Annotated in this window: 24 protein-coding genes; 17 read left to right on the top strand and 7 right to left on the bottom strand. The window is 66.7% G+C overall.

Features of this window, described 5'->3' with window-relative positions:
* The 4 genes from AC3WT0_RS16040 to rplI all read left to right on the top strand — a co-directional run.
* Positions 1-196, top strand: a 196-nt coding sequence (locus tag AC3WT0_RS16040) for a hypothetical protein (RefSeq protein WP_492754453.1), incomplete at its 5' end; no start/stop codon positions are given.
* Between the two features lie 64 nt (positions 197-260).
* A complete protein-coding gene (rpsF, locus tag AC3WT0_RS16045; RefSeq protein ID WP_492754454.1) occupies positions 261-671 on the top strand; it encodes a 30S ribosomal protein S6 in 411 nt (136 codons plus the stop codon).
* 14 nt (positions 672-685) lie between these two features.
* Positions 686-910 (top strand): 30S ribosomal protein S18, encoded by a 225-nt coding sequence (gene rpsR / locus AC3WT0_RS16050; protein WP_025292255.1) that lies wholly within the window; start codon positions 686-688, stop codon positions 908-910.
* Positions 911-923: 13 nt separating this feature from the next.
* Positions 924-1,523: a 50S ribosomal protein L9 gene (rplI, locus tag AC3WT0_RS16055; RefSeq protein ID WP_492754455.1), complete on the top strand. Its 600-nt coding sequence runs from the start codon at positions 924-926 to the stop codon at positions 1,521-1,523.
* Between the two features lie 230 nt (positions 1,524-1,753).
* Here the strand turns inward: rplI and folE are convergent, their stop codons facing one another.
* A complete protein-coding gene (gene folE, locus AC3WT0_RS16060; RefSeq protein WP_492754456.1) occupies positions 1,754-2,356 on the bottom strand; it encodes a GTP cyclohydrolase I FolE in 603 nt (200 codons plus the stop codon).
* A 267-nt stretch (positions 2,357-2,623) separates the two neighbouring features.
* On the opposite strand from folE, the gene AC3WT0_RS16065 reads away from it, so the two are divergent.
* Positions 2,624-5,569, top strand: a complete 2,946-nt coding sequence (locus tag AC3WT0_RS16065; protein ID WP_492754457.1) for a TonB-dependent receptor — start codon at positions 2,624-2,626, stop codon at positions 5,567-5,569.
* Positions 5,570-5,721: 152 nt separating this feature from the next.
* On the opposite strand, the gene AC3WT0_RS16070 is transcribed toward AC3WT0_RS16065, so the two are convergent.
* Complete coding sequence (locus AC3WT0_RS16070) at positions 5,722-7,335, bottom strand: S10 family peptidase (protein WP_492754458.1); 1,614 nt, start codon at positions 7,333-7,335, stop codon at positions 5,722-5,724.
* A gap of 199 nt (positions 7,336-7,534) precedes the next feature.
* Between AC3WT0_RS16070 and AC3WT0_RS16075 the strand changes: the two genes are divergently transcribed.
* On the top strand, positions 7,535-7,816 hold the full coding sequence (locus AC3WT0_RS16075; RefSeq protein ID WP_492754459.1) for a hypothetical protein: 282 nt from the start codon (positions 7,535-7,537) through the stop codon (positions 7,814-7,816).
* Between the two features lie 54 nt (positions 7,817-7,870).
* Here the strand turns inward: AC3WT0_RS16075 and metF are convergent, their stop codons facing one another.
* Both metF and AC3WT0_RS16085 read right to left on the bottom strand, forming a co-directional pair.
* Positions 7,871-8,812 (bottom strand): methylenetetrahydrofolate reductase, encoded by a 942-nt coding sequence (gene metF / locus AC3WT0_RS16080; RefSeq protein ID WP_492754460.1) that lies wholly within the window; start codon positions 8,810-8,812, stop codon positions 7,871-7,873.
* A complete protein-coding gene (locus AC3WT0_RS16085) occupies positions 8,809-9,747 on the bottom strand; it encodes an ArsR/SmtB family transcription factor (RefSeq protein ID WP_492754461.1) in 939 nt (312 codons plus the stop codon). Before AC3WT0_RS16085 ends, metF begins: the two co-directional genes overlap by 4 nt.
* Before the next feature lie 206 nt (positions 9,748-9,953).
* Here AC3WT0_RS16085 and AC3WT0_RS16090 point away from each other — a divergent pair, with 206 nt between their 5' ends.
* The 8 genes from AC3WT0_RS16090 to AC3WT0_RS16125 all read left to right on the top strand — a co-directional run bounded on the left by AC3WT0_RS16090 (position 9,954) and on the right by AC3WT0_RS16125 (position 14,777).
* Positions 9,954-10,211 carry a circumsporozoite protein gene (locus AC3WT0_RS16090; protein ID WP_492754462.1) on the top strand — a complete coding sequence of 86 codons (258 nt, stop codon included), beginning with the start codon at positions 9,954-9,956 and terminating at the stop codon, positions 10,209-10,211.
* Between the two features lie 138 nt (positions 10,212-10,349).
* Positions 10,350-10,529 (top strand): hypothetical protein, encoded by a 180-nt coding sequence (locus tag AC3WT0_RS16095; protein WP_492754463.1) that lies wholly within the window; start codon positions 10,350-10,352, stop codon positions 10,527-10,529.
* A gap of 47 nt (positions 10,530-10,576) precedes the next feature.
* Positions 10,577-12,688 carry a prolyl oligopeptidase family serine peptidase gene (locus tag AC3WT0_RS16100; RefSeq protein WP_492754464.1) on the top strand — a complete coding sequence of 704 codons (2,112 nt, stop codon included), beginning with the start codon at positions 10,577-10,579 and terminating at the stop codon, positions 12,686-12,688.
* A gap of 41 nt (positions 12,689-12,729) precedes the next feature.
* On the top strand, positions 12,730-13,143 hold the full coding sequence (locus AC3WT0_RS16105; RefSeq protein WP_492754465.1) for a MerC domain-containing protein: 414 nt from the start codon (positions 12,730-12,732) through the stop codon (positions 13,141-13,143).
* 43 nt (positions 13,144-13,186) lie between these two features.
* Positions 13,187-13,816 (top strand): peptidylprolyl isomerase, encoded by a 630-nt coding sequence (locus AC3WT0_RS16110; RefSeq protein ID WP_492754466.1) that lies wholly within the window; start codon positions 13,187-13,189, stop codon positions 13,814-13,816.
* A 187-nt stretch (positions 13,817-14,003) separates the two neighbouring features.
* Positions 14,004-14,186, top strand: a complete 183-nt coding sequence (locus tag AC3WT0_RS16115) for a hypothetical protein (protein ID WP_492754467.1) — start codon at positions 14,004-14,006, stop codon at positions 14,184-14,186.
* Positions 14,187-14,263: 77 nt separating this feature from the next.
* Positions 14,264-14,482, top strand: coding sequence for a hypothetical protein (locus tag AC3WT0_RS16120; RefSeq protein ID WP_492754468.1), 219 nt, complete (start codon positions 14,264-14,266; stop codon positions 14,480-14,482).
* Between the two features lies 1 nt (position 14,483).
* Entirely contained in the window at positions 14,484-14,777 is a 294-nt protein-coding gene (locus AC3WT0_RS16125; RefSeq protein WP_492754469.1) for a hypothetical protein, read from the top strand.
* Positions 14,778-14,779: 2 nt separating this feature from the next.
* Here the strand turns inward: AC3WT0_RS16125 and AC3WT0_RS16130 are convergent, their stop codons facing one another.
* Together AC3WT0_RS16130 and AC3WT0_RS16135 are read right to left on the bottom strand one after the other, a co-directional pair.
* A complete protein-coding gene (locus AC3WT0_RS16130; protein ID WP_492754470.1) occupies positions 14,780-16,783 on the bottom strand; it encodes a GMC family oxidoreductase N-terminal domain-containing protein in 2,004 nt (667 codons plus the stop codon).
* A 90-nt stretch (positions 16,784-16,873) separates the two neighbouring features.
* On the bottom strand, positions 16,874-17,035 hold the full coding sequence (locus tag AC3WT0_RS16135) for a hypothetical protein (protein ID WP_492754471.1): 162 nt from the start codon (positions 17,033-17,035) through the stop codon (positions 16,874-16,876).
* Between the two features lie 193 nt (positions 17,036-17,228).
* Here AC3WT0_RS16135 and AC3WT0_RS16140 point away from each other — a divergent pair, with 193 nt between their 5' ends.
* The 3 genes from AC3WT0_RS16140 to AC3WT0_RS16150 are packed head-to-tail and all read left to right on the top strand — an operon-like array spanning position 17,229 to position 21,462.
* Positions 17,229-17,927 (top strand): response regulator transcription factor, encoded by a 699-nt coding sequence (locus tag AC3WT0_RS16140; RefSeq protein ID WP_492754472.1) that lies wholly within the window; start codon positions 17,229-17,231, stop codon positions 17,925-17,927.
* On the top strand, positions 17,924-19,216 hold the full coding sequence (locus AC3WT0_RS16145) for a FecR domain-containing protein (protein WP_492754473.1): 1,293 nt from the start codon (positions 17,924-17,926) through the stop codon (positions 19,214-19,216). The genes AC3WT0_RS16140 and AC3WT0_RS16145 overlap by 4 nt, the downstream gene beginning before the upstream one ends.
* Positions 19,213-21,462: a CHASE2 domain-containing protein gene (locus tag AC3WT0_RS16150; RefSeq protein WP_492754474.1), complete on the top strand. Its 2,250-nt coding sequence runs from the start codon at positions 19,213-19,215 to the stop codon at positions 21,460-21,462. The genes AC3WT0_RS16145 and AC3WT0_RS16150 overlap by 4 nt, the downstream gene beginning before the upstream one ends.
* A 99-nt stretch (positions 21,463-21,561) precedes the next feature.
* Here the strand turns inward: AC3WT0_RS16150 and AC3WT0_RS16155 are convergent, their stop codons facing one another.
* On the bottom strand, positions 21,562-22,011 hold the full coding sequence (locus AC3WT0_RS16155; protein ID WP_492754475.1) for a hypothetical protein: 450 nt from the start codon (positions 22,009-22,011) through the stop codon (positions 21,562-21,564).
* Positions 22,012-22,041 lie beyond the last annotated feature (30 nt).

Here is a 22,041-nt window from a genome sequence, read left to right on the forward strand (position 1 = left end):
GCGCAGCGAAGCAATCCAGCACGGTGTCGACATTTTTCTGGATTGCTTCGCTGCGCTCGCAATGACGGGCCGGGGGCGGAAATGGGACTTGCCGTCCGGCGACAGCCGCCCGTTTTCACTTGCCTTCCGTCCCGCTTTCCGTCATTGGCGCGCGGTCCGGGGTGGAGAGTCTCTCTCTGCCCCCGATATTTTTTGAACGACAGCCGGAGGGGCGTCCGCATGGGGCGGCGTCAGCGATCGGCCAAGAAGAGGTGAGTTGCATGGCTCTTTACGAGCATGTGTTCCTTGCGCGCCAGGATCTGGCACAGGCGCAGGTGGACGCACTGGCGGAAGCCGCCACCAAGATCGTCGAGGACAATAACGGCAAGGTCGTGAAGACCGAGACGTGGGGCCTGCGTGGCCTGGCCTACCGGATCGCCAAGAACCGCAAGGCGCACTACGTGATGCTCGACATCGACGCGCCCGCCGGCGTTGTCGCCGAGCTGGAGCGCCAGACCGCGATCAACGAAGACGTGATCCGCTACATGACCATCCGCGTCGACGCGCACGAGAACGGCCCGTCGGTGATGATGCGCAAGAGCGACCGCGACGGCCGCCGTGGCGACCGCCCGGACCGTGGCGAGCGTGGCGACCGCCCGCGCCGCGACCGTGACGACCGCGACGAGATCTGAGGAGCAACAGCACCATGGCACGCCCGTTTTTCCGCCGCCGCAAGAGCTGCCCCTTCTCCGCGAAGGACGCGCCCCGGATCGACTATAAGGACGTCCGGTTGCTTCAGGGCTTCGTCTCTGAGCGTGGCAAGATCGTTCCGAGCCGCATCACTGCGGTTTCGGCCAAGAAGCAGCGCGAGCTCGCCCAGGCGATCAAGCGCGCCCGTCACATCGGGCTTCTCCCCTACATCGTGAAATAAGGAGGGCCCGAAAATGGAAGTCATCCTGCTCGAGCGCGTCGAGAAGCTGGGCCAGATCGGCGACGTCGTGAACGTCAAGGCCGGTTTCGCCCGCAATTTCCTTCTCCCGCGCAAGAAGGCGCTTCGCGCCAACGAAGCCAACCGCAAGGTCTTCGAAGCCAACCGCGCCCAGATCGAGGCCGACAACGCCAAGCGCCGCGATGGCGCGGTCGCCGAGTCGAAGAATGTCGACGGCGCGTCGGTCACGCTGATCCGCCAGGCGTCGAACACCGGCCAGCTCTACGGCTCGGTCTCGGTGCGCGACATCGCGGAGCTGCTGGTTGCCGAGGGCAAGAAGGTCGCCAAGAACCAGATCGTCCTCGATCGCCCGATCAAGGCGATCGGCGTCTACGAGGTGAAGGTCGTCCTTCACCCCGAGGTGTCGGTCAGCGTCTCGGTCAACGTCGCCCGCTCGCCTGAAGAGGCCGAGCTGCAGGCGCAGGGCGTCGACGTGATGGCCGAAATGTTCGAGAAGGACGAAGCTGGCTTCACCGAGGATTTCGATCCGAACGCCGAGCCCGGCACGATCGTTGCCGAGCCGGAAGCCCCGGAAGGCGAGCAGGCGGAAGCCTGATCGATCCGGAACCGGACAAGAAAAGGCCGCGCGACCCAGGGGTTGCGCGGCCTTTTTCTTTTTTGGGTCGAGCACAGACCCTGTTTGCCCCCACTCCGTTCGCTTCGAGCGCAGTCGAGAAGCGGCGGCGCGGGCGTGTCTCAACTACGCTCGACACGAACGGCCGGCTGGAGTGGCGAGACCCAATCCCTCTCGGACGCCCCCAAGGCCCACCGCTGCAAGGGGAGGATTTATTCCCCGATCAACGCAAGCACTTCCTTGCGGCTGCGTTCGTCATCGCGGAACACGCCCATCATGCGGCTGGTGACCATGCCGACGCCCGGCGTGCGCACGCCGCGCGCGGTCATGCAGGCGTGGCTCGCCTCGATCACCACCGCGACGCCATGCGGGTGGAGATGCTCCCAGATGCAGTTGGCGACCTCGGCGGTCAGGCGTTCCTGTACCTGAAGCCGCCGCGCGAAACCGTGGAGCACGCGCGCCAGCTTCGAGATGCCGACGACGCGGTCGCGCGGCAGATAGGCGATATGCGCCTTGCCGATGATCGGCGCCATGTGATGTTCGCAGTGCGACTGAAAGGGAATGTCCTTCAGCAGCACGATCTCGTCATAGCCGCCCACTTCCTCGAAGGTGCGGCTGAGGTGGATCGCCGGATCCTCGGCATAGCCCTGGCAATATTCCTTCCAGGCACGCGCGACGCGCTTGGGCGTGTCGAGCAGGCCTTCGCGCGCGGGATCGTCGCCGGCCCAGCGGATGAGCGTGCGGACGGCGTCCGCCACATCCTCCGGTACGGCGATCTTCGACTGACTTTCCGGTGCGGCAGCGGCCACAGGCATCCCCTTATCGAGTCCGTAACGAGCAATGATACGTGCCAAGATGGGAAGCACGCGCCCGGTTGACCAGACGGCCGGAACGCGCCTTCCGCTACGGCATCGGGGCACGCCGTGCGAAATGCCGCCCCTTCCCGGCCAAGACGAGCGGGAATCGGCGGACAAACGTGGTTGAAGCCATTGACGGCAGCGTCAAGTGAAAGCAACATTCATCACAGAGCACCGAAAATGGTGCCGAGCCGGGAGACCGGCGCCATTTGGGAGGATGGTCTGATGAGGAAGCTCGAACTTCTTGGTGCGAGCGCGCTCGCCCTGTTTGCGGCGGCGCCTGTCTTTGCGCAAACGACGCCGGCCAATAACGCGCCCGACACCGGGCTTGAAGACATTGTCGTCACCGCCCAGCGCCAGTCCGAACGGCTTCAGGACGTGCCGATCGCGGTCTCGGCCTTCTCGGCCGAAGCGCTGCAGAAGCAGCAGATCAACAACGCGACCGACCTGCAGCTCTCGCTGCCCAACATCACCTTCACCAAGACCAACTTCACCACATCGAGCTTCACCATCCGCGGCATCGGCGACCTGTGCGTGGGCGAGACCTGCGACACGGCGACTGGCATCCATGTCAACGACATGCCGCTGGTCTCCACCCGCCTGTTCGAAACCGAATATTTCGATCTGGAGCGCGTCGAGGTGCTGCGCGGCCCGCAGGGCACGCTGTTCGGCCGCAACGCGACGTCGGGCGTGGTCAACTTCATCACCGCCAAGCCCAACCTCTCGGCCTTCGGGGCGAGCGGATCGGCCGAATATGGCAATTACAATTCAATCAAGCTCAACGGCATGATCAACGCGCCGATCGGCGACACGCTGGGCGTGCGCGTGGCGGGCTATTATCTGAACCGCGACGGCTACACGAAGAATCTGTTCGACAACAAGCGCATCGACGGACGCGACCTTTATGCCTTCCGCGCCTCGGTCCGCTGGGAGCCGACGCCCGACACCACGCTCGACCTGATCGGCTATTATTTCCGCGAGAAGGACGACCGCTCGCGCATCCAGAAGCAGCTCTGCCACCGCGACCCGACCGGCATATTGGGCTGCCTGCCCGACAAGCTGGCGAACGAGACGCTCAACGGCAATTCCACGCTCGCGGGCGTCCAGAGCTCGAGCGAGTTCCTCGGCATCGCATCGGCGGCCTCGGGCGGCGCGCTCGCACGCTTCGGCCTCGGCAGCGTCTATGGCACCGATCCCTTCTCGAACGCGGTTAACCCCAATGATCCGCGCACGGTGAACATCGATTATTCGCCGACTTACTACGCCAAGGAATATCACATCATGGGCAAGCTGCAGCAGCAGCTTGGCGAGAAGGCGCAGCTGAGCGTGACCGGCGGCTATGCCTGGAACACGGTCGATTCGACGAGCGACTACAACCTCGCGGTCGAGAATTCGCTGACGGGCAATGCCGGCCTGGCCCAGCTCAACGCGCTGGGCCGCGCCGGATCGCCCTTCGCCTTCCTCAATCCCGTGCGGCAGGCCCTGATCCCCAACGGCCCGGCCAACGGAGTCTGCCAGTCGGCCGCCGATCCCAACGGCGTCGGCGTCTATGGCGGCAATTCGGTCGGTTGCTTTCCGACCAGCCTCGACTTCGACCGGTCCAAGGCGACGACGCGGCAATTCTCGGTCGAGGCGCATGTCGACACGCATTTCGACGGGATGTTCAACTTCCTGATCGGCGGCCTCTATCTGGACAGCAAGACGCGCGACAACAGCTATTATGTGAACTCGTTCGGCCTCGATTACGCCTCGGGTATCCTGGGCGCGGCGAACAGCAACGGCGCGGTGTTCTTCGCCACGCCATTCTACCGCAATTATTCCGAGCTGTTCCGGCTGAAATCCTACGGCATCTTCGGTGAGGCCTATGCCGAATTCACCGACAAGCTGAAGCTGACCCTCGGCCTGCGCTACAATCACGATCAGAAATATGTCCGCGCACGCACGACCTATCTGACGGATTCCGCCGGCAATTATCCGCTGGTGCCGTTCGGTTCGGACAGCTTCATGGACGCGCTCAACTATGCCCAGCTCGATTTCGACGCGACGCAGGCGGGCGCGCAGCCCTTTGCGATCAACCGGGTGAAGTTCGGCCGGCTGACCGGGCGCGCGGTGCTCGACTACAAGATCACCGACGACAATCTGCTCTATTTCTCCTACGCGCGCGGCTACAAGTCGGGCGGCATCAACCCGCCGCTGTCGCCGCTGTTCGCAGTGCCGGTGACCTTCGGGCCGGAGACGGTGAACGCCTTCGAGATCGGTTCCAAGAACACCTTCGCGGGTGGCAAGCTGCGCCTCAACCTGACCGGCTTCTATTATGACTACAAGAATCTGCAGCTGAGCCGCATCGTCGCGCGCACGGCGGTGAACGACAACGTCACCGCGCAGATCTATGGCGTCGAGGCCGAAGCGATCGTCAGCCCGGTGCGCAGCCTGCTGGTCAACATGGGCTTCAGCTACCTGCACACCAAGGTGTCGACCGACAAGTTCCTCGCCAATCCGCGCGATCCTTCGGGCGGGCGGTCCGACGCGGTCATCATCAAGGACATCCAGAACGCATCCAACTGCGCGATCATCCCGACGACGGCGGGCAATGTCGTGGGCGTCAACACCTTCGTCGCTGCGGTCAACAGCGGGCTCGGCCTCCGCGCGCCGACGGCGATCCCGAGCACCAACACCACGGGCGCCTACAGCATCTGCTCGGTCCTCGCGCAGACGGCGGCCAACCCGCCCTCGACGCTGCGCGCGCTGTTCGGCGTGCCCAGCGGCCCCCTGCCCTTCACCATGCTGGGCAGCGGCGTCGAAGTGAACATCAAGGGCAACAAGCTGCCGCAGGCGCCGTCGCTCAAGGCGTCGGCGGGCATCCAGTATACGGCCGACTTCGCCAACGGCATGTCGCTCGTCCCGCGCTTCGACATCACCTACACGGGCGAATCCTACGGCAGCATCTTCAACGGCAATGTCGATCGCATCCCGGGCTATGCGATCCTCAACGCGCAGGTGCAGCTCAACGGCCGCGACGACCGCTGGTTCCTGCGCGGCTTCGTCCAGAACCTGACGAACAACAATGCGACGACCGGCCAATATGTGACCGACCAGTCGTCGGGCCTGTTCACCAACATCTTCACGCTGGAGCCACGCCGCTACGGCATCGCCGCCGGCTTCAAATTCTGAGGCTATCCTGCGGGATGGAGGGGGCTCCGGCAGCGATGCCGGAGCCCCTTTTTCGTCATTGCGAGGAGGCGGAACCGACGAAGCAATCCAGACCGATGCCAAACATCGGCTGGATTGCTTCGCTCCGCTCGCGATGACGGTAGAAGCGGAGGCTACTGCGCGGCAACGCTCGCGGTCGCGCCCGCGCTGGCATCGTAGAAGGCGGCCAGATCGGCGTGCATCTGGTGCCGCGCCTCGGGGTTGAGATAGGCCATATGCCCCGCCGGATAGTAGCGGAACATCACGTTGCCGCGCAGCGCGGGCTCCAGCATCATGTGCGACAGATCATATTCGGTGCCGAAGAAGGGCGTCGCCATATCGTACCAGCCGTTGAGCGACAGCACCTTGAGGCCGGGGTTGGTGCGCATCGCGACCGACAGGTCGATCGCGACGTCGGGCGATGCCTGCGGCTGGCGGAAGCCGGGGGCGCGGTGGCTGAAATCCCAGCGCCAGCCTTCTGAATCGCGCGCGCTGAGGCGGTAGCCGAGATCGGTCTTGTAGCCGAGCCCGTTGGCCAGATAGTCGTGCAGGCTGGCGATATAGGCGCCGCTGACCGCGACATCCGAGGCGTCGAATTCCGGCCCCTCGCCTGCCGCGTCGGCATCGACGCCGGTGTAGCGTGAGTCGAAGCGGCCGATGGTCAGGCGCTGATCGCGCAGCAATTCCTTGCGGAAGCGGCTGAGATCGACGCGCAGATTGGCGTTTTTCAGATACTCGACCGAAAGGCCCGTATAGGCCGCCATCTGCTGCGCGACGGCATCACGCTCCGCATCGGGGAGGTTCTGGCCCTTGGCGAGCGCCGCCGCATAGGGGCCATAGGTCCAGGCGCGCACCTCGGCGAGATAGGCGGACAGATCGGCCGGGCGGTTCTGGATGCGGTTATGGTACCAGGCGGTCGCCGCATAGCTGGGCAGATAGGTGAGATAGATCTGGTCGAAGCCCGGCTGGCGCACGCCATAGTTGAGGATCGACGAGAGCAGGATCACGCCGTTGAGCGCGACGCCGCGATCCTGAAGCTGGTAGGCAAGCGCGCCCGAACGGGTGGTGCCATAGCTTTCGCCGAAGATATATTTGGGGCTGTTCCAGCGGCCATTCTTGCCGAGATAGCGGATCACCGCCTTGGCGAAGGCATCCGCATCCTGATCGACGCCCCAGAAATCCTTGCCCTTCGCGTCGCCCAGCGGGCGCGAATAGCCGGTGCCGACCGCGTCGATGAACACCAGATCGGTCTTGTCGAGCAGCGTATCGGGGTTGGGGCCATAGCCATAGGGCGCGGGCTTCACATAATCGGGATTGGTCGTCTCGACGCGCATCGGGCCGAACGAGCCCATGTGCAGCCACAGGCTCGCCGAGCCGGGGCCGCCATTATAGAGGAAGGTGATCGGCCGGCGCGTGCCGGGCTTGGTGCCGTCTGCCGTGTAGGCGACATAGAAGACGCTGGCGGTGGGCTTGCCTTCGTCGTTGCGGATGGTGAGCGTGCCCGCCGTCGCCTTGTAGGCGATGGTGCGGCCCTGCGCGACGATGCTGTGCGCGCTCGTCTTCTCGACTTCCTCGATCGGCGCCTGCGCCCAGCCCTTGTCGACGGCGCCGGCAGCGCTCGACTCATGCGCGCGATCGGCGGCGGACTGATCCTTCTTGGGGGTGGCATCGGGCTTCTCCTGCGCGACGACGGGCGTGGCGCCGGCCAGGGCGAGAGCAATCAACGGCAGGGTGGAGAACAGGCGCATCGGCAGTATTTCCCTCTGAACTTCAAGGCGACGGCGCCCGCCCCCAGGCGCCTGCATGGCGTTTCTACACGGCTGATCGCAAACCAGCCCCGGCCCGGCGGCAATGGCGGCCCATCAGGGAAACCATGCTGCGGCGCGGCGTTTGTGCCTCGCCATCATACTTTTGGCTAGTGGCTTTGCTGTAACGGGGAGAATGGCGATGGCTCGCCTGCTGGAAAGACTGATCTGCGGCCTGCGCGGGCATCCGGGCCATTATGCCGAGGCCGAGCATCTGCAATTCTATGTCTGCCATTGCCCCAATTGCGGCGCGCAGTTCGAGCGCATGGAATTGGCGAGGGAAAAGCCGGCGCGCGCAGCACCGGCCCGAACTCCGGCTCACGTCCCCGAGATGCACCAGCCCGCCGGCCGCCAGCCGCGTCCCCAGCCTGCGCCGGCGATGGCGTACTATGCGATGCCGGGTGCCGGCCGCCGCCGGATCTGAAAGCCGGAGTGCGCCACGCCGGGCGCGGGGGACACCCCCGCTCCCGGCGATGGATCAGGCCGCCTTGTCCCGCGCCGCGCTGCCCGGCCGCAGCCCCAGCAGGTGACAGATGGCGTAGCTCAGCTCGGCCCGGTTGAGCGTGTAGAAGTGGAAATTGCGGACGCCGCCGGCATAGAGGCGGCGCGAAAGCTCCGCCGCGATCGTGGCCGCGACGAGCTGGCGCGCGGCGGGATGATCGTCCAGCCCCTCGAACAGCCGGTCCATCCACGGCGGGATCGCCGCGCCGCACATGGCGGCGAACTTGCGCGTCTGCGCGACGTTGGAGACGGGCAGGATGCCCGGCACGATCTCCGCATCGATCCCCGCCGCCGCCGCCGCGTCGCGGAAGCGGAAGAAGGCATCGGCCGAGAAGAAGAACTGGCTGATCGCGCGCGTGGCGCCGGCATCCAGCTTGCGCTTCAGATTGTCGAGATCGCTGCGCGCGCTCACCGCCTCGGGATGCGTTTCGGGATAGGCGGCGACCGAAATCTCGAACGGGTGGAGCTTGCGCAGTCCTTCGACCAGCGCGGCGGCGCCGTCATAGCCCTGCGGGTGCGGGGCGAATTTCGATCCCATCACCGGCGGATCGCCGCGCAGCGCGACGATATGGCGCACGCCTGCCGCCCAATAGGCCTCGGCGACCTCGGCGATCTCGTCCTTCGACGCCTCGACGCAGGTCAGGTGCGCGGCGGCGGCGACCGGCGTTTCACGGGCGATGCGCGCCACGGTGGAATGGGTGCGCTCGCGCGTCGACCCGCCCGCCCCGTAGGTGACCGAAACGAAGCGCGGCGACAGCGGCACCAGCGTCTCGATCGCGTCCCAGAGCTGCTGCTCCATCTTCTCGGTCTTGGGCGGGAAGAATTCGAAGCTCACCTGCGCGTCGCCGGACAGATCGGCGAACAGGGGCGCCTCGAGCGCGCGGCGGGCCTCGGCCAGTTGTTCAAGCGACAGGCTCACGCGGCCTTCTCCTGCAAGAGGCCCGGCCGTTCGCCGAGCCATAGTTTAACGGTCAGTTCGCCGCCGGTCAGCGCTTCCACGGCGGCAAGATCGAGCCCGGCGGCGGCGAACCAGCCGGCGACCTGATCATCGTCGAAGCCCAGGCGGACATGCGCATCCTGCTGGCGCAATTCATCCCGGTCATGGCTGGCGAAATCGACGATCAGCACGCGCCCGCCGGGGGCGAGCAGCCGCGCTGCCTCGGCGATCGCCGCCGCCGGCTGGTGCGCGAAATGCAGCACCTGATGCAGGATCACCGTATCGGCGCTGCCATCGTCGAGCGGGAGGGCATACATGTCGCCCTGCCGCAGCTCGGCCTTGTGGACGTCGCATTCGGCCAGCTTGACGCGCGCGAGGCGCAGCATCTCGGGGCTGCGATCGACGCCCGTCGCGCTGACCGCGCCGCTGCCGAACAGCTCGAGCATCCGCCCGGTGCCGGTGCCGATGTCGACGAGCCTGCCGATCGGGCGCAGCCGGATGAGCGCGCCCATCGCGGCCTCGACTTCGCTTTCGGCAACATGAAGCGAGCGGATCGCGTCCCACTGATCCGCATGGGCGGAAAAATAGCGCTCAGCCGAGGCCGCGCGCTCGGTCAGCACATCGGCCAGCTTCTGCGCGTCGCGGGCATTTTCGCCCACGAAGCGGTCGAGCAGCATGAACAACGGCTCGATCGCCGGGCCTTCCCCGATGCCGAGGAAGACCCAGCTGCCTTCCTTGCGGCGCGCGACGAGGCCGGCGTCGGCGAGAATCTTCACATGGCGCGAAACGCGTGGCTGGCTTTGCTCCAGAACCTGTGCAAGTTCGCCGACCGAAAGGTCGATTGTGCGCAGCAACACGAAGATGCGCAGCCGTGTCGGATCGGCAAGGGCGCGCAGAAGATCGAGCAGGCGTCGCATGATGAGACGGATATAAAGATTTCTTTATATGTCGTCAATGGTAACGGGAGGGGGAGCGGGCCGGCGCCGCGAAAAGCGCTTCGGCGCATTTCCGCGCCGCACCTTTGATGGAAGGGATTGCGCGAGCAAAACCGGAACGCTAGAGAATCCGGGCTCGCTCGGGGCAACCTCCCGAGGTGCATGACCGAAACAGGGAGGGATACCCCATGAAGAAGTTCGCCACCGTGTCGCTGATCGCCGCCGCCGCATTCGGCCTCGCCGCTTGCACGAGCCACGCGCAGAACGAGAGCGCCGAAGCCGCCAACGCCGTCGCTGCCGACGTCGCGAACACCACCGATGCCGCGCTGGGCAGCATCGACAACGCCACCGACAATGCCCTCTCGGCGATCGACAACGCCGCTTCGAACGCGACCGACGCCGCCGGCAACACGCTGACCAACGCCGGTGAGGCGCTGAAGAAGTAAGTTTCTTCGCCACGCGAGAAACGGGGCCGTGCGACCGGGAGGTCGCGCGGCCCTTTTCTTTTGCGCGCAGCCGGACGCGGAGCGCCGCCGCGAAATGCGCGCTTGCACGGCTTTCCCAACGCACCCTAAGAATTGACCATGCGCCGCGCCGTGCTGCCCCTCCTGCTGATCGGCCTTTCCGCTTGCCAGGCGAACGACAATGATCCGGGCGTCGGCGGCGTGACCGTGGGCGAGGCGCGCGCGCTGAACGAGGCCGCCGCCAGCCTCGACGCCCAGGCGCTGCCCCCGCTCAACGAAATCGGCGATCAGCAACCCTGACGCCGCCATCCAACCCTATCGCCCAAGGCCAGAATCCAAGGACCGCCATGCGCCATCAACTTCGCACCAGCCTGATCGCCCTCGCAGCCATCCTCGCAGCGCCGATCGCCGCCGCCGACAGCGATCCCAACGCCTATCTGGAGGAGGTCGACGGCGCACGCGCGCTCGATCAGGTGAAAGCCTGGAACAAGGCGACGCTCGACGTGCTTGCCGCCGATCCGCATTTCGCCGCCTATCGCGATCGCGCGCTGACCCTGCTGCAGGACGACGCCCAGATCGCCGAGCCCGACCGGATCATCGGTGGCAATGTGCTCAACCTGTGGCGCGACGCGAAGAACCCGCGCGGCCTGTGGCGCATCGCGTCGCTCGACAGCTTTGCCGCAGGCAAGCCACAATGGCGCGTGCTGATCGATGTCGACGCGCTGGGCAAGGCCGAGGGCAAGAGCTGGGTGTGGAAAGGCGCCACCTGCCGCGCGCCGGCCTATGATCGCTGCATCGTCGCGCTGGCAGACGGCGGCACCGACGCGGCGGTCGAGCGCGAGTTCGACATGGCGAGCACCAGCTTCGTCACCGGCGGGTTCACTTTGCCCGCCGCCAAGACCGGCGTCGCCTGGGCGGGGCCGGACGCGCTTTACGTCGCGACCGATTTCGGGCCGGGCAGCCTGACCAGCTCGGGCTATGCGCGGATCGTGAAGCTGTGGAAGCGCGGCATGCCGATCAGCGCCGCGACGACGGTGTTCGAAGGGCAGGCCACCGACGTATCGGTCGGCGCGAGCGTGAGCGTGGACGGCGACAGGAGCTGGCCGATCATTCGCCGCGGCATCGATTTCTACCATAGCGAGCTGCGCCACGTCGCGCCCGACGGGAAGCTCTTCGCCTCGCCGCTGCCGACCGACGCCGACCTGCAGGATATATTGAACGGCCGCGCGATCGCGCTGCTCAACAAGGACTGGCGCGGCATTCCCGCCGGTTCGCTGGTCGCCTATCGCATCGACGACGTTCTCGCCGGGCGCACACCCGCGATCGAGCGCGTGTTCACCCCCGGACCGACGCAGGCGATCGAGGACGTCTCGGCCAGCAAATCGCTGCTGTGGGTGAAGCTGCTCGACGACGTGTCGGGCAAGCTGCTGACGCTCGGCCGCCAGCCGGACGGCAGCTGGGCGCAGAACGCCATCGCGCTTCCAGCCAATTCGACCATCCATCTGGACGCGACCGCAGGCGTCAGCGACCTCGCCTTCGCGACGGTGGAAGGGATGCTGACCCCGCCGACGCTCTATGCCGTCGCGCCCGCGCAGGCGCCGCAGGTCGTGCAGGCGCTCCCTGCCCGCTTCGACGCCGCGAACATGCAGGTCAAGCAGCGCTTCGCGACCTCGAAGGACGGCACCAAGGTCCCTTACTTCCTCGTCCGGCGGAAGGACGTGAAAGGCCCCGTTCCGGCGCTGATCCACGCCTATGGCGGCTTCCGCCTTGCCCAGACGCCGACTTACCTCGTCGATCAGCCCTATCGCGCCGGCCCGGCGGGGCTGTTCTGGGTCGAGGAAGGCAATGCCTTCATCCTCGCCAATATCCGCGGCGGCGGCGAATATGGGCCGCGCTGGCACGACGCCGCGCTGCGCGAGAAGCGCCAGAATGCCTATGACGATCTCCATGCCGTCGCCGAGGATCTGATCAAGGCCGGGGTCAGCGCGCCGAAGCGGATCGCGGTTTCCGGCCGCTCCAATGGCGGCCTGCTCGTCGGCGTCGCGATGACGCAGCGGCCTGACCTTTACGGCGCGGTGGTGATGGGATCGCCGCTAACCGACATGAAGCGCTATTCGCACCTGCTGGCGGGCGCATCGTGGATGGGCGAATATGGCGATCCGGACAAGCCGGCCGACTGGGCGTTCATCTCCAGATATTCGCCCTATCAGAATCTGAAGGCAGGCGTGAAATATCCCGTTCCCTTCATCTACACCTCGACCCGCGACGATCGCGTCCACCCGGCGCATGCACGCAAGTTCGCCGCGAAGCTGGGCGAGCTGGGCGACCAGTTCTTCTATTCCGAGGCGATCGAGGGCGGTCACGCCGCCGGCGCGGACCGCAAGGAAGATGCGCAGCGCGCGGCGCTGATCATCACCTATCTCAACCGCGAGCTGCCGGATGATACGACGGCAAAATGAGGAGGCTTGCCCTCAATGATATAATATATCATTGAGGAGTCATGACGTCTCCCGCACATGATCGCAGGGGCGAGGATTGGATCGAGCGCGCGGCGCTCGCCGCGTCGTTCCTCTGCCTCGTCCACTGCCTCGCCCTGCCGCTGCTCATCGCCGCGCTCCCTGCGCTGTCGGCGCTCTTTTCGCTGCCCGAGACAACGCACGTCTGGCTGCTCGGCTTTGCGGCACCGGCCAGCGGCGCCGCATTGCTGGCGGGGCATCGCCGCCACCAGGCGCCATGGCCGCTCGGCGCCGGAGGGTTGGGCCTGCTGCTGCTCGCGATCGGCGCGTTGCTTCTGGCGGGCGGCAATGCCGAGACGCCGGTAACGGTGGCAGGCAGCTTGATCCTGGCGACCGCGCATATCGGCAACTGGCGGCTGCGCCATTGCGACGGCGCGTGCGACACGCGGCCGGAATGAAGACATGGTTCAGTTCTGCCCGCCTTCGCCTTAGCCTGAGGGCATGATCCACCGATTCGCCGCCGCAACGCTCCTCCTCCTGACCGCGCTTCCTGCCTTCGCGCAGACCGCGCCCGTGCCGGTAGCATCGCCCGCACCGGCGGAGGATCTGCCCAGGGTCGCGATCGTCACGGCCGACGGCACGATCGTCGTCGCGCTGGAGGTCAGGAAAGCGCCGATCACCAGCGCCAATTTCCTCCGCTATGTCGACCAGAAGCGCTTCGATGGCGCGACCTTCTACCGCGCGTTGACCGTCAAGGGCGGCAGCGGGGAAGGACTGGTCCAGGGCGGCGTGAGCAACGATCCGAAAAAAGTGCTGCCCCCGATCAAGCATGAGCCGACGACGCTGACCGGGCTCAGCCATGTCGACGGCGCCATATCGATGGCGCGCCACGAACCGGGCAGCGCGCAGGGCGAATTCTTCATCACCATCGGCTCGATGACCTATATCGACGCCGATCCCAAGGCAGCAGGCGACAATCTGGGTTTCGCCGCCTTCGGCCATGTCGTCGAGGGGATGGACGTGGCGAAGAAGATCCTCGCCGAACCGATCTCGGCCACCGACACCAGCCCGATGAAAGGCGAGATTCTTGCCAAGCCGGTGAAGATCATCTCGGCGCGGCGGGTGAAATAGGCCCGGGCGGCGCTAACCTCCTCGTCATTGCGAGCGCAGCGAAGCAATCCAGAATGCCCGGCATCGCACTGGATTGCTTCGCTGCGCTCGCAATGACGAAGGGGCTAGCCTTCAACCCTGGGGAAAGCCCTTATTGGCCGCGCGCCCGGCCATCGCCGATATGGCAGAATCGATGTCCGGAGGTTCCATGTTTCTTTTCGCGCGTCTGCTGCTCCTCGTGCCGTCGATCGTCGCGGGATGGTTCGTCTCGCGGGAGGATCCGCGCTACTGGGTCATCGCGCTCGTCGTGGCGCTGACCTTCATGGCGCTGAGCATCGTCGCCGGCATCTATGTGCCCGACCTGCGCCTCTGGCCCGCGAAGCGAAAATAGAGGCCCGAGCAATCAAACCAGAACGGATTGTTTCGATCGGCCGTGTGGCATAGCCTCGTCCTTCGCGAGGGGGCGCGATGACCGACGAGCAGAAGCTGGCAGCGAAGCGGCTGAACGAAACGCTGAAGGCGGTGTCGGGTCTCTGCGCCAATGGCGGGCTCGGTCTCGTCGGTTATGCGATCGGTATTCTGATCCTCGCCCAGCCGACGGGCTGGGCCATTGCGGCCGGTGCGACAGGGCTGCTGTTGCTCCTTCTCTCCGTCGGGGCAGTGCGCTATATTGAGCTCGAGGAATGATATGAGCGAAATCGCGCAAATATTGCCTTTCTTCTCGGGCTTGGCCTTGCTGGCGATTGCCGGCATCGCGATCTGGCGCGCCCGGGCCAGCTATCGGCTGGCCTTCGCCGAAACCGCTGCCGCTCGGGCCGACGAAGGGCAGGAAGTGGTTTTGCCGGTCGGTATCGATAATGGCGGGAGCGTGATCGCGCCGGGGAGCTACCGCGTCACCGTCGGTGCCGGAGCCGTGACCTTCATCGAGGAAGATCCCTTTCTCGCCGGCATGGAAACGCCCCAGCCCGCGCGCGCGCGATAGCCTCAGGCAAAAGGATCGCGCGCCGTCGCATAGTGCGACATCGCCATCGTCGTCAGTTGCGCGTTCACGCGGATGCAACTGGGGAAGACGCTGGCGTCGGTGACGAAGACGTTGGTCGTGCCATGGACGCGGCAATCGAGGTCGACCACGCCCTTCGCAGGATCGGCATTGCGGGCGTTGCCGCCCTGCGGGTGCGAGCTCGACAGCACGATATCGTCGGCCTCACCGATCGCCTCGGCGAAGAAGGCATCGACATCGTCGCCGGGCCGTATCGCCCGCCCGCGCGCGATCCCCGGATAGACCTCGATCGCGCCGGCGGCGAAATGCACCCTGGTCAGCGTCGCGAGCGCGCGGCGGATGAGCGGCAGCTCGACATCGTCGCGCAGCTTGAAGCTCAGCCCGCCGCCGCGCATCCGCCCGCAACGATCGGCGGGGACGAGGATGCCGGCAGAGGCCATGCGGTTATAGTTGATCATCCGCGCGGCATGTTCGCCGAACCAGCCGGGCATCAGCGTCGACATGCTCATCGGCGGCTGGAAATGCGATTCGAGCAGGAAATCGCCACGATCGACATAGGTCGCCATCTGGTCCTCGTCCCACGCCTTCACGCTCCGCCCCTCGGGCATCAGCGCGACGACGGGGCAGGCGATGTTGAGCGACATGCCCTCGCCGGTGCCCTCGATCCCGCTCGCGTCGAGGATGCGGCTGGAATTGAGCGCGCCGGCGGCGACGACCACGCCTTTGCGGGCCTTGACGAAGCGCTTGCGCCCGTCGGTCATCACGATCTCGATCCCGTCGGCGACGCGGCGGCCGCCGGCTTCCTCCTCGCGCCAGACGATCCGTTTGACCGGCGCTTCGGCGAGGATGCGCGCGCCGCGCGCGCAGGCGTCGCGCAGGTAGGACTGAGCCATGCCCTGCTTGCGGCCATAAGGACAGCCGGTGTTGCAATAGCCGCAATAGGCGCATTCCGCGCCGATCTGGCGCGGGCCGTAATTCTTGCTGAACCAGGTGGCGGGCGCGGCATGATCCTGCGGGTCGGCGCTCGCCGCCGCATAGGCCGCCCAGCCGTTCAGCAGATGCGGCCCATTGTTGCGGCCGGTGCGTGCGGCGAGCGGCTCGATCCCCAGCCGGTGCTCGACGGCTTCATAGGCGGCGACAAAGCGCGCGGCGTCGACGGGCGCGCCCAGCGAGGCCCAGGTCGCGAGCACGTCGTTGGCGGCGGGATGGACCAGCCCGTCCTGCTTCACGCGCAGGCAGATGCCGTTGTTGATGACCGTCGACCCGCCGACGCAGCGTCCCTGGAAGACGACGATGTCGTGATCGCGGCTGGTCTGCACGCCGCCGTCGACGAACAGCCGGGCGGTCATCCGCCGTTCCTCGTGCGTGATCCGCGTCGAGGGATAATGGGGGCCGGCCTCGACGATCAACGGTTTGTGGCCATGTGCGGTGAGGTTGGCGGCCGCGACCGCGCCACCCGCGCCCGATCCGATCACGATCACGTCGACTTCGGCGGGCACGTCGTCCTCGCCCACGAAATCCTCGTGGGTCAGCTCGCGCCCCGGAAAAAGCGCGATCGCCACGTCGGCCTGCGGATTGCGGACGCGGTGGGCAGGCAGTGTGAAGTCGATGCGCCTGAACACCGGATTGTCGCGATTATCGTCTTCGGTCAGCCCTTCCCAGTGGCCGTAATAGCCCGCGTAGATCACGCCGCGCAGCCGGGCGAGATCCTGCATCAGATCGTTTTTCGACCGCGCCAGCCGCTTCTCGACTCGCCGCGCGCGCCATGCCGGCCCCATCAGCAGGAACAGCGGCCCGCCCATGAAGAAGCAAAGCACATAAAGCGTGACGGCGATCTCGCGGGGCTTGTTCCCCTCGACCAGGCTGAACTGATATTGGAGGTTGTCGACGACGCGGGCGGCCGGAATCGCCATCTCGACGCCGTGAAAAAGCGCCTCGGTCAAAGCCTTCAATATCGCGGCCTCGATCGGCCCGAACGGCTTGCGCATGATCGTCCCCCTTTTGCAGGATATCGTCATGCGACCCAATTTTTCGCGCGGTGATAGGGGCTTGGCGGGGCGAACGCCAGCCTGCGCGAATCAGCGCTGATAGAAAATCGACAGCACGACCGCGAAGAGGAAGGCGATGGCGAGACGCGTGGCCAACCGCCGGCTGGGATGCATGGCGCGCCAGGCCGCATCGAAGCGCGCGCCGACGCCGCGCGCCGATCGCTGCTCCGCCGCCCGCCCTTCCTGTTCCATCCCCCGCAACTCCGCCCACGGAACGCCATCATCGACCTGCCACGTCCCTGTGTCGGATGCGTGTCAAAGATTGTAAAATGATGCTTAACCACCTCGCTAGACCGCGGAATTCTGCTATTTCAATATCGAGGCGAGGCCCTTCGGGAGCGTTTTGTGAGAGTGGCGTCGCGTGTCTGAGTAGTAGGGTGGTGGAATGAAGATTGGCATTCTCGACGACGAGCCTGTTCTTGCTTCCCATGTTGAGAATATCCTGACATCGGCGGGGCATAGCTGCCAAGTTTTCCAGAGCGGCCGCCGCCTGATCAACGTGCTTCATCACGAGACGTTCGATCTTCTTCTGCTCGACTGGAACGTGCCCGACGTATCGGGCATCTCGGTGATCGCCTGGCTGCGCGAAAATCTGGAAAAGGCCCCGGCGGTGCTGCTGCTGACCAACCGCTCGGCCGAGGAAGATGTCGTGCAGGCGCTGCGCATGGGCGCCGACGACTATATATTGAAGCCGGTCAGCGCATCGGTGCTGCTCGCCCGGGTCGAGGCAGTGCTCCGCCGCGCCTATCCCGAGCCGCCCGCCGCCGCGATCGAGCAGCATGGCGACTATGTCTTCGATATCGCGACAGGCTCAGTCACCCATGCCGGCCGGCCGATCCAGATGACCGCGAAGGAATTCCTGCTCGCGCTCATGCTGTTCCGCAACGAGCATCGCGCGCTGTCGCGCAGCTATATCTTCGAGGCGATCTGGGGCCGCAATCCCGACCTGCCGACGCGCACACTGGACGCGCATGTCTCGAAAGTGAGGACCAAGCTCAACCTCCGGCCCGAAAATGGCTACAAGCTGGTAACCATCTATGCCTATGGCTATCGGCTCGAGCGGCTGGTGAAACAGGCCGCATGACCGCGTTGATCCCGGCACTGCTGCTTGCCGGCGCCGCGCCGGCGGCGGCGGAGCCGGTCGTCGTCTATACGGCGAAGGCGGGCGACAATCTCTACACGCTGGCCGAGCGCTATTTCGACCGGACGAGCGATGTCGCGACCGTCCGGCGGCTCAACCGCATCGCCGACCCCTATCGCATCCCGGTCGGCGCGCGCATCCGCATCCCGCGCACGGTGCTGCGCCAGTCTCCGGTGCCCGCCAGGGTCGCGGCGTTCAGCGGGCCGGTGAGCATCGGCGCGGCCGGAAAGCTCCGGCCCGCCGCGCTGGGCATGACGGTCAACGAGGCGGACCGGATCGAGACCGGCGTGCGCGGGCATGCGACACTGCGCCTCGCCGACGGGTCGCTCGTCTCCATCCCGTCGCAAAGCGCGGTGCAGATCGCGCGGATGCGCCAGACCGCGCTGATCGGCTCGGTCGACCGGTTGTTCGCGCTCTCGGACGGCGGCCTGCGCGCGAAGGTGACGCCGATGACGAACGGCGACAGCCGCTTCCGCGTCTCGACCCCGACCGCCGTCGCAGCCGTGCGCGGCACGATGTTCGCGACCCGTTACGATCCCGCGACGCAGGCGACACTGACGGGCGTGACCGAAGGCAAGGTGGAGCTGACCGACGCCGCCTCGCGCCACATGCTGGCGCTGCCCACGGGCTTCGGCGCGCATGCGGGCGACGATGCGCCGCACCCCCTGCTCGCAGCGCCCGAGCTGATCGACGGCGGCCGCATCCAGAACCAGCCGCGCCTGGCCTTCGCGGTGAAGCCGGAGGACGGTGCGAACGGCTATAGCGTCGGCATCGCGCGCGATGCGGGCTTCATCGACGTGATCGACGAAACGCAGTCGGCGACGCCCGAGGCGAGCTTCGACTCGCTGCCGACCGGCACCTATTTCGTCCGCGCCGCCGCGATCGACGCGAGCGGGATCGAGGGCATCTCCTCCACCTACGGCTTCCAGCGCCGGCTCAATAGCATTTCGGCCAGCGTCGAGGGCAGCGGCAAGGGCCGCCGCAGCGAATATCTGTTCCGCTGGACCGGGCTGGGCGACGGCGCGCGCCAGTATCGCTTCCAGCTTTCCACCCACGCCGACGGCAGCCAGCCGATGATCGACCGGATCGGGTTGACGGGGGACCGGCTGATCGTCACCGATCTCCCGATCGGCGATTATTATTGGCGGGTCATGTCCGTCCAGTTCGCCGACGGTCAGGCGAACGGGGCGTGGGCGGCAACCGAAACTCTCCATATCGAGGCGCGCGATTGAGCCCATTGCCGGGCGGCCGCCGCCTGCGCATCGAATGGTGGGCGGTCGCGCTGATCGCCTCAGCCGTCGTGCTGTTCCTCGCGTGGGACCGGACGGCGACGCGGCTCGACAATCTCATCTACGACGCATTGCTGCGCGCACGATCGCGAAGCGCGGACCCGGCCGTCGTGATCGTCGCGATCGACAATCGCAGCCTGGCGGAGGCCGGGCGCTGGCCCTGGCCGCGCGAGACGCACGCTCGCCTCGTCGAACAGCTTGCCGCCGCGCACCCCCGCGCGGTCGGCTATGATGTGCTGTTCGTCGAACCCGCCCCCGGTGAAGCCGACGCGAAGCTCGGCGCGGCCTTCGCACGCACCCGCTCCTTCCTGCCGCTGCTGATCGACCGGCCCGGATCGAACGGCGCGGAATTCGACGCGATCGAGCCAGTCGCGCCGATCCGCGCGGGCGCCGCCGGCATCGGGCAGGTCAATATGCGCTTCGACGGCGACGGCATCGTCCGGCGGATCGACATGGTGGCGGGCGACGCCTCGCACCAATGGCCACAGCTCACCGAGCTGATGCGCCGCGCCGCCGGGCGCGGGGCCGATGTCGCGCGCGGCGTGCCGGGCACGATCATGCTGTCCTATGCCGGGCCGCCGGGGCATTTCCCCACCGTCTCGGCCGCAAGCCTGCTGCGCGGCGAGGTGCCGCCCGAATTGCTGCGTGACCGGCTCATCCTCGTCGGCGCGACCGCCGACGGGCTGGGCGATCAATATCCCGTGCCCTTCGGCGCCCATGGCGGAGTGATGGCCGGGGTCGAGATCCACGCCAATCTGCTCGACGCGCTGTTGGGCGGCCATATCGTCCGCCCGGTCGACGGACGGGCGCTGGCGGCTGCCTCGCTCGTTCCGCTCTGGCTGCTCCTTGTCGCCTTCCGCCGCTTCAGCCCGCGCGCGACGGCGCTGCTGCTCGGCCTCATGCTGGCGTCGATCCTCGCCGCCAGCGGGGTGCTGCTCGCGCTCGGGCTCTGGCTGCCCCCGGCGACCGCGATGATCGCGCTCGCCATCGTCTATCCGCTCTGGGGCTGGCGGCGGCTGGCGGCGACGAGCGCCTATATGACCAACGAGCTTGAGGCGTTCAGCGCCGAGCCCGACATCCTGCCCCATACCGCCACCGACCCGGGCGGGAGCGACCTTGTGGAGCATCAGTCGCTGCTGCTCCACGACGCGATCGGGCGGATGCGCGCGATGCGCCGCTTCGTCTCGGACCGGCTCCACCAGTTGCCGGACGCGACCTTCGTCACCGATCGCGACGGGCATATCCTGCTTGTCAACGGCGAAGGTCAGCGGCTGCTCGAAAGCCTCGGCGTCACGGGTGAAGGCGAGCGCCTGACGCGGCTGCTTGCCCAGCTCGCGCCCGAGCGCGAAAGCGAAGGCGGCCCGCCCGCCCTGCCCCCCGCCGACACGCGCGAGACCGTGGCGCGCGCCGTCGCCACGACAGACGGGCGCAGCTTCGACCTGCGTTTCGCCCCGCAATCGGATGCGGGCGACGCGCTGGTCGGCTGGATCGTGATGATGATCGACACCAGCGTCGCCCGCGCCAGCGAGCGCCAGCGCGAACAGATCATGCAGCTTCTGACGCACGACATGCGATCGCCCCAATCCTCGATCATCGCGCTGATCGAGGATGCGCCGGCGGGCGCGCTCGATCCCGGCACGAGCCGCCGGATCGAGGCTTATGCCCGCCGCACGCTTTCGCTCGCCGACGGCTTCGTCCAGCTCGCCCGCGCCGAGGCGGTCGACCATGTCTTCGCCGAGGTCGATCTGGACGACATCGTGGTCGAGGCGGTCGACGAGCTGTGGCCGCAATCGTCGGCGCGGCGGATCTCGGTCGATTTCGAGAGCCCCGGCGACGAGCTGCTGATGATGGGCGACCGCGCGATGCTCGCCCGCGCGTTCATCAACCTGATCGGCAACGCGATCAAATATAGCCATGACGGCGGCGCGGTTCGCGTCTCGCTCGCGCGGCGCGGGACCGAAGCGGTCTGCGCCATTGCCGACGACGGCGTCGGCATCGCGCCCGACAAGATCGCGACGCTGTTCGAGCCCTTCACCCGCGCGCGCCACGGCGAGGGTCCGGACGGCATCGGGCTGGGTCTCGCGCTGGTGAAGACCGTGGTGATGCGCCACCAGGGCAGCATCATCTGCGAAAGCGCCCCCGGCAAAGGCGCGACCTTCACCATCACGCTGCCGCTGCTGGGGGAGTAAGCCCCTACCCCGTCATTGCGAGCGCAGCGAAGCAATCCAGCCCGCCGCCGAACATCTCTGGATTGCTTCGCTACGCTCGCAATGACGGGGCGGAGACAATCAGCCGGCAGCCGGAGTCATCGCGGCACAGGCAGCATCGGCAAGCGCCGCGCCGGTCGCCTCGCCCCGGCGCGTCGCGCTCGTCCGCCAGACTTCGCGACCGCTGGCGACTTCGCTCAGCGTGACGACCAGCGTGACGTCATGACGCTTGCCGCCTTGCTTCTTCGGCGCCGGCTGGGTCGGGTCGATCGCCTGCGTCCGCGCCGGATGATCCGAAAGCGCGATCTGGACGAGATAGGCGGGATCGCTCGCCTGCGTCAGCCCATGCGCTGCAAGGCAGGCGCCGATCCGGTTGCGCAGCGCATCGGGCTCGCCCGCATCGAACGACGCGAAACCGAAGCGCGCCTGCGCCGGCAGCGCGCCGCTGGTCTGGACGCTCTCGCGCGGCGCCATTGCACATCCGGCCAGCAGCGCGGCGATCGACGCCAGCGATGATATTTTCCCCCGCATATGAGCATCCAATAGGCGCGCGCGACGATT

The sequence above is a fragment of the Sphingomonas sp. EU05-FHT14C10 genome (genome assembly GCF_058790595.1).

Bases quoted from the DNA above. Each gene is read 5' to 3' on its own strand.
- AC3WT0_RS16130 (WP_492754470.1), bottom strand. From the start codon at position 16,783: ATGCGCAAGCCGTTCGGGCCGATCGAGGCCGCGATATTGAAGGCTTTG.
- AC3WT0_RS16085 (WP_492754461.1), bottom strand. From the start codon at position 9,747: ATGCGACGCCTGCTCGATCTTCTGCGCGCCCTTGCCGATCCGACACGG.
- AC3WT0_RS16095 (WP_492754463.1), top strand. From the start codon at position 10,350: ATGCGCCGCGCCGTGCTGCCCCTCCTGCTGATCGGCCTTTCCGCTTGC.
- AC3WT0_RS16135 (WP_492754471.1), bottom strand. From the start codon at position 17,035: ATGGAACAGGAAGGGCGGGCGGCGGAGCAGCGATCGGCGCGCGGCGTC.
- AC3WT0_RS16125 (WP_492754469.1), top strand. From the start codon at position 14,484: ATGAGCGAAATCGCGCAAATATTGCCTTTCTTCTCGGGCTTGGCCTTG.
- AC3WT0_RS16120 (WP_492754468.1), top strand. From the start codon at position 14,264: ATGACCGACGAGCAGAAGCTGGCAGCGAAGCGGCTGAACGAAACGCTG.
- AC3WT0_RS16155 (WP_492754475.1), bottom strand. From the start codon at position 22,011: ATGCGGGGGAAAATATCATCGCTGGCGTCGATCGCCGCGCTGCTGGCC.
- AC3WT0_RS16065 (WP_492754457.1), top strand. From the start codon at position 2,624: ATGAGGAAGCTCGAACTTCTTGGTGCGAGCGCGCTCGCCCTGTTTGCG.
- AC3WT0_RS16070 (WP_492754458.1), bottom strand. From the start codon at position 7,335: ATGCGCCTGTTCTCCACCCTGCCGTTGATTGCTCTCGCCCTGGCCGGC.
- AC3WT0_RS16115 (WP_492754467.1), top strand. From the start codon at position 14,004: ATGTTTCTTTTCGCGCGTCTGCTGCTCCTCGTGCCGTCGATCGTCGCG.
- AC3WT0_RS16090 (WP_492754462.1), top strand. From the start codon at position 9,954: ATGAAGAAGTTCGCCACCGTGTCGCTGATCGCCGCCGCCGCATTCGGC.
- AC3WT0_RS16105 (WP_492754465.1), top strand. From the start codon at position 12,730: ATGACGTCTCCCGCACATGATCGCAGGGGCGAGGATTGGATCGAGCGC.
- AC3WT0_RS16110 (WP_492754466.1), top strand. From the start codon at position 13,187: ATGATCCACCGATTCGCCGCCGCAACGCTCCTCCTCCTGACCGCGCTT.
- AC3WT0_RS16075 (WP_492754459.1), top strand. From the start codon at position 7,535: ATGGCTCGCCTGCTGGAAAGACTGATCTGCGGCCTGCGCGGGCATCCG.
- folE (WP_492754456.1), bottom strand. From the start codon at position 2,356: ATGCCTGTGGCCGCTGCCGCACCGGAAAGTCAGTCGAAGATCGCCGTA.
- rpsR (WP_025292255.1), top strand. From the start codon at position 686: ATGGCACGCCCGTTTTTCCGCCGCCGCAAGAGCTGCCCCTTCTCCGCG.
- AC3WT0_RS16100 (WP_492754464.1), top strand. From the start codon at position 10,577: ATGCGCCATCAACTTCGCACCAGCCTGATCGCCCTCGCAGCCATCCTC.
- AC3WT0_RS16140 (WP_492754472.1), top strand. From the start codon at position 17,229: ATGAAGATTGGCATTCTCGACGACGAGCCTGTTCTTGCTTCCCATGTT.
- rpsF (WP_492754454.1), top strand. From the start codon at position 261: ATGGCTCTTTACGAGCATGTGTTCCTTGCGCGCCAGGATCTGGCACAG.
- AC3WT0_RS16145 (WP_492754473.1), top strand. From the start codon at position 17,924: ATGACCGCGTTGATCCCGGCACTGCTGCTTGCCGGCGCCGCGCCGGCG.
- rplI (WP_492754455.1), top strand. From the start codon at position 924: ATGGAAGTCATCCTGCTCGAGCGCGTCGAGAAGCTGGGCCAGATCGGC.